This window comes from Mariniphaga sp., assembly GCF_041687215.1.
Lineage (GTDB): Bacteria > Bacteroidota > Bacteroidia > Bacteroidales > Prolixibacteraceae > Mariniphaga.
In genome coordinates, this window is the sequence record NZ_JAWLCI010000112.1 from 1 (window position 1) to 6,129 (window position 6,129).

3 protein-coding genes are annotated in these 6,129 nt (G+C 34.8%); all 3 read left to right on the forward strand.

Annotated elements, in window-relative coordinates:
* The coding region (locus ACESMA_RS21130) for a glycoside hydrolase family 2 TIM barrel-domain containing protein (RefSeq protein ID WP_372950868.1) at positions 1–1,049 on the forward strand (1,049 nt) is incomplete at its 5' end.
* Positions 1,046–4,831 (forward strand): glycosyltransferase family 2 protein, encoded by a 3,786-nt coding sequence (locus ACESMA_RS21135; RefSeq protein ID WP_372950869.1) that lies wholly within the window; start codon positions 1,046–1,048, stop codon positions 4,829–4,831. The genes ACESMA_RS21130 and ACESMA_RS21135, both read left to right, overlap by 4 nt.
* A 402-nt stretch (positions 4,832–5,233) precedes the next feature.
* Positions 5,234–6,031 carry a heparinase II/III-family protein gene (locus ACESMA_RS21140; RefSeq protein ID WP_372950870.1) on the forward strand — a complete coding sequence of 266 codons (798 nt, stop codon included), beginning with the start codon at positions 5,234–5,236 and terminating at the stop codon, positions 6,029–6,031.
* Positions 6,032–6,129 lie beyond the last annotated feature (98 nt).

Below are 6,129 nucleotides of genomic sequence, written 5' to 3' on the forward strand. Positions count from 1 at the left end.
ATGCCAATAATTTAGCTGTAATTGTTGATATACCTATACCACCTTATAATAAAAAGTACAATCTATACCTAAACAAGGATCACAACAAACTTTTAAAACATAAGGTAAAAAAGTTCGTTCAGAAGTATAAGGATCATCCTTCCGTTTTAATGTGGAATTTAGGAAATGAACTTCTTTATCCTATTACTTTCAAAAAAAATACTTTCATAAATACTTTTAATGAATTAATAGGCATTATTCATTGCGAAGATCCAAATCATCCAGTATCCACAGCAGTGATAAATGTAGGCAGAAAACAAATGGCGAGTATCTGGTTTCACTCCCCAAAATTGGATGCTATCGCGTTCAATACTTTTGGACCCATAAAGGTTATTCATAAACATATAAACTTCATTTCTTTTATATTTGGGGAAAAGCCCTATTATGTCAGCGAGTTCGGACCTGACGGGCCGTGGGAGTCAAGAAAGACAGCATGGAGAACGCCTATTGAGCACACCAGTAAAAAAAAGGCGGAGCAAATTGAAACAAGATACCAAATAATATCAGGGAATGATGATAGACCACTTCTTGGCTCACTTATTTTTATCTGGGGGAGTAAATTTGAAACTACCCATACCTGGTTTAGTTTGTTTAAAGAAGATTACAAGGCTGAAACAATTAAAGTACTGGAAAATTTATGGAAAAATTCATCTGCCAAACCCGATTTGATTGGCCTTGATTATATGTTACTGGATAATAAGGGAGCTGCAGATAATATTGTATTTGCCCCCAACGAGTTAAAAAATGCAGAATTAATATTCGCAGACACCGAAACGGATAGCCTGAAAATTGCTTGGGAAATTTATTCCGGATTATTGAATATTGCCGAGGAAGAAATAAAATCAATTTCTGACAAATCAATTGATTCCTTTGTGGACTTTGAAAATCATAAGGCAACTTTTATTACACCTTCGGTTGAGGGGCCCTACAGAATTTTCGCCTACGTATATGATAAAGATGGCTATTTTGCCACCACCAACACTCCGTTTTACGTTTTAAAGAATAAATGAACAAAACCAGCACAATAATAAAAGAACCGACACGGAGAGAAAAAATAACCCTTAGGATATTAATTACTCTTGGATTGCTAAGTATTGCCAACTTTTTTTTCTGGTTCCTGAATCCGGAATTAATTGATAGTAAACTGCTTTTCTGGTTGCTCATTGGACCTTTGGTATTCGACAGTTTCCGAATAATTTATATTTGGTACCATTACTGGGATATTTCTGTTCCTGAAAAACCTGTGCTAACAAAAAAGCTGACAGTTGATGTTTTTACCACCTATTTCCCGGGTGAGCCCTATGAAATGGTTGAAGGAACTCTTTTAGCCATTGAAAAAATGAAATATCCCCATACCACCTATTTATGCGATGAAGCCAACGATTCCCGCCTGAAAGAATTCTGCAAAAGACATGGAATTGTGCATGTAACCCGAAACAACAGGGTTGATGCCAAGGCCGGAAACATAAACAATGCCCTGAAACAAGCCACCGGAGATGTCTGTCTGATTCTGGACCCCGACCATGTTCCAAAAGAAAATTTTCTGGATGAGGTTATTCCCTATTTTGAAGATGAAAAAATCGGGTTCGTCCAATCGGTTCAGGCTTATTACAACATTGATGAATCGCTGGTAGCTAAGGGTGCGGCTGAACAAACTTTCCATTTTTACGGCCCGGTAATGATGACCATGAACACCTATGGAACGGTAAATGCCATTGGCGCCAATTGTGTTTTCAGGCGCAAAGCACTCGATTCAATAGGTGGCCATGCACCCGGCCTATCGGAAGATATGCACACTGCTATGCAATTGTATGCAAAAGGCTGGAAATCGGTTTATGTGCCAAAAATTTTTACAAAAGGCCTTGTACCTGCTTCGCTGACATCTTATTACAAGCAGCAGTTGAAATGGTCGAGAGGAACGCTTGAACTGTTGGTTTCTGTATTTCCGAAATTGTTTAAAAAATTAACCTGGCGTCAAAGAATTCACTTTGGAATTTTACCCCTGCACTACCTTTCCGCATTTTCCATTCTGATCAGCTTTTTAATTCCAATTATCTCACTGTTTGCCGCTACCACTCCGTGGAAAGGAAACGTAATCAATTTTGGACTCCTATTTCTCCCTATCCTGACATCCATTCTCGGAATCAGGTTTTATGTACAGAAATGGGTAATGGACAAAAGCGAGCGCGGTACTCACCTAACGGGAGGATTGCTGCTTGTCTGTACCTGGTGGATTTATTTTATCGGATTTATTTACACCGTTATGCGAAAAAAGGTACCCTATCTTCCAACACCAAAAGATGACAGGGAAATAACCAACTGGAAAATTTTATTGCCCAACCTGATTGTTGGAGTTGTTTCAGTAGTTGCAGTAATTTTTGGGTTAATAAAAGATTTTACCCCATTTTCTGTTTTTATGTCCGGGTTTGCCCTGTTAAATGCATCATTTATGTTTTTCACAGTTTTCATTGCTTATGAAAAACAAAAACCAGTTCCTGTAAATCTTGATTTTAAGACGGAGAAAAAAACATTTATCAATTCAGCCCGGCATTTAGCTTATGCCACCTGGCATAAGGCTGCTCTGCCCGGGGTATTTGTTTTTCTAACCCTGTTTGGAAGTTTTCTTTATCATACAGAATATGTGAAATGGGGAGGCGTTGAACCTGAAATTCAGGAAAAAAATGTAATCAATTACATTGGAATTTTTGCCCCGCAAAATGATGACGGAATAACCAGTCTTAAAAATGTACATACAGTTTCAAACCAGATTGATGAAAATTTCGATATCGTTTCACTGTATTTGGCATGGAACAAAGATGTTCAGTCAAATTTTCCAGGTGCCTTACTGGATTCAATTTATTCCCAAAAATCAATACCGATGCTTACCTGGGAACCCTGGTTAAATACTTTTGAAGAAGAAATTGACGATAGTGCTCATGTTTACGATCTCATTTCAAATGGTTTTTTCGATAATTACATTTCACAATTTGCGGAAAAACTAAAAAACCTGGAAAAACCTGTTTTTTTGAGATTTGCACATGAATTTGACAACCCGTTTTATCCCTGGTTCATGTCGGGAAATGATGCAGTACCTAAATTTAAGGAGGCATGGATTTATACTTACGAAATCTTCAAAAGCAATAATGCTAACAATGTAATTTGGATTTGGAACCCATGGAAGCCGGAAAATTTAGCTTCGTTTTATCCAGGCAGAGAATATGTTGACTGGATTGGAATTAATATTCTGAATTATGGAGAACACAACACAGATGGCAAATGGTACGAATTTGAAAGCTTGTACGAACCTTTTCATAATGAGCTAATAAAGTTACCGCCAACTCCCGTAGTAATTTCTGAATTTGGAACATTACGCGATGGCCAAAGTCAAAACCAATGGATTGAAAATGCCTTTGCTGTAATTGAAAACGATTATAAAGAAATAAAATCAGTAATTTATTTTAACAGCAAGGTGGATAACAATTGGCCCAAAGGATTGCAATCAGATCAATACTTTGACTGGACCATTCCTCAAAACCAGGTGATTAAAACTTCATTTAAAAGTAAAGAGGTTCCTGATTATGTTTTTTCTCCCCTGCTAATTCTTAAAAGTGGCATTCTTGAATTAAACTCAACTTCAAGCCATTTTGAAGAAATAAAAGGCATTAACCTGAAATATGGTCGTGACTGGAGAAATAATTACCACGTTTTGAACCGGAGAAAACTTACTTCTGATTTTGAAAAAATTAAAAACCTTGGGTTGAATACAATTAAGTTTCCGGGAAATTCAATGTATGATTATAACATTTTGAATATCTCTGAGGAGCTGGGACTTAATGTTGTTTTTGGATTTTGGATTCCGGCACACATTGATTTTATGATCGACACACTCGAATCAAATCGTTTAAAGGAAATCATTCTTAAAGCAGTGGCAAAACATAAAAAGCATGAACATATAATTTCATGGAACATTCAAAATAATGTGCTTTGCAGCCAGAAAGATTTTTTCCATAAACCGGAATTATTATACCAGAACCGCGCTTATATAAACTGGTTAAACAATCTGGTTTCAGAAATTAAAAAGATTGACCCGGAAAAACCTGTAATGATTGACCTTGAAGTTAACCAGCTCTCCATATATCATGCTCAACTGCTGTCGAAGAATGTAAAAGGGATAGATTGTTTTGGTTTAACCGTGAAAAATGATAAACATTTAAGTTCATTAATTGATTATTTTAAAGACACCGGCAGTAAATTTTTATTCAGCGAGATTGACACAGAAATTCTTACTCAACCTGAAAAATGGAATTCACAACCTTCATTTTTCATAACCTCCTGGCAGGACCAGCATGAAAGCAATTATCTGACTTTTGACGGAATTACGGACCGAAAGGGACGTGTAAAAGATGAATACTTTCAACTTTATAACTTTTTGAATGAACCCGATACAATACTGAACAAAAAATCAGCAAGAATTTTAAAACCGGCAATTCCGCTGTATGCAAATTCAGTGTTAAACTACTACTCCATGCTTTATAATGAAAATGAAGGATGGGAATACGGATTAACCTATGAAAATTATTCTTTTGAATGGTCACTAATAAAATGCGATGAATATGGAAATTACCTTGCTGTGAAAGATATTGATACTGGTCCGGTTTTACACCTTGAAATTCCTGAAAACCATGAGTATTTCAAACTACTTCTTACCGTTTCAGACGAAAATTCAATAACCTCAACTATAACCACATTAAACACTCCATTGGTGCAAAATGAAAACAATTTGATTAATTAAACCTGACAATAATTTTTTCAGATTTTTACTAGCAATTATAAAGGAAAGCGAATAAAATAGGGGAGCTACTGCTTAATATGCTGAAATCAAAGTTAAAAAAGTTGATTTGGTGTCAGTATTTTTCACCTGTCATTATAAGGTAAATGTTTTATTCTCAGCTTCTTATTGTAATCGTAAGTTCAAGTTCATATTGTTATTACAATAAAAATTAAATGCAATTTTTTATTAAACGGTTAATATTTAACCGACACTAATATTTATCTAACAAGAAATATGGTATAAATGATGCAGTTGACTGGATAGTAAGTTAAGTAATATTTCTACTAAATTTCAATTATAAATTAAATAAGAAAGAAGCACGCTCAACGACTCTTCTTCTAAACAATCCATAGTTTATTAAAAATGACTAAGCTCGAAAAAAAAACAGGAAAACCCGAACCAAAGCTGGACTCAGGTTTTAACCAAAATGGACGACGTTTTATATTCCGTTCCTTTTTAAACCAAAAAGAGATTCAACTGCATTTTAATGCTGAATCATCAATTTCCAGTCCAGAAAAAGCGGATGGCCATGCTGATGCGCTTTCCATTGCTCTCTCTATAAATGAAAATCCTTTTTTAATTAATCCGGGAACAGAATTCTACCAAAAAGAAAATACCTGGAAAAAATATTTTACAGGAACTCTTGCACACAACACAGTCAGAGTTAATTTAAAAGACCAGATAGAATTGATAAAACCTTTCATTTGGTCGGATAAATTTAAGACCACAGTACTGGAAAAAAAGATTGATAAAAAAGTAATAAAAATAAAAGTCGGGCACGATGGGTATAAAAATATGGGAGTAAGTCATTTGAGGGAGATAATTTTTGAAAAATCAAAAAATCTGATTTGGATTAATGATACCATTGAATGCCAGAAATCAGGCTTCTATTTTGTTGAGATTCCTTTTCACTTTCACCCTAAAACCTTCGTAAAACAAAACAACTCCATCAACTTTCAGGCAAGTGATGAAAACGAAAGTTTATTAAATCTTATAATTGACAAAAAGCTAAAAACCAAAATGATTCAAGGTCAAATAATTCCCCAGATTTTAGGATGGTATTCTGAATCTGCTGAAACGAAAGAACCATGTACAACCATTTATTGTACTGCCTTAATTGAACAAACTGTAACTTTCCAATCCATTTTACTGATAAAATAATTTCATACGTAAATAATTTTTATTAAATGAGCCTTTAAAGCCCATATTTTGTTTAAAATCAACAATTTTTAAAATAAAGAACAAAAGAAAAGAGAGCA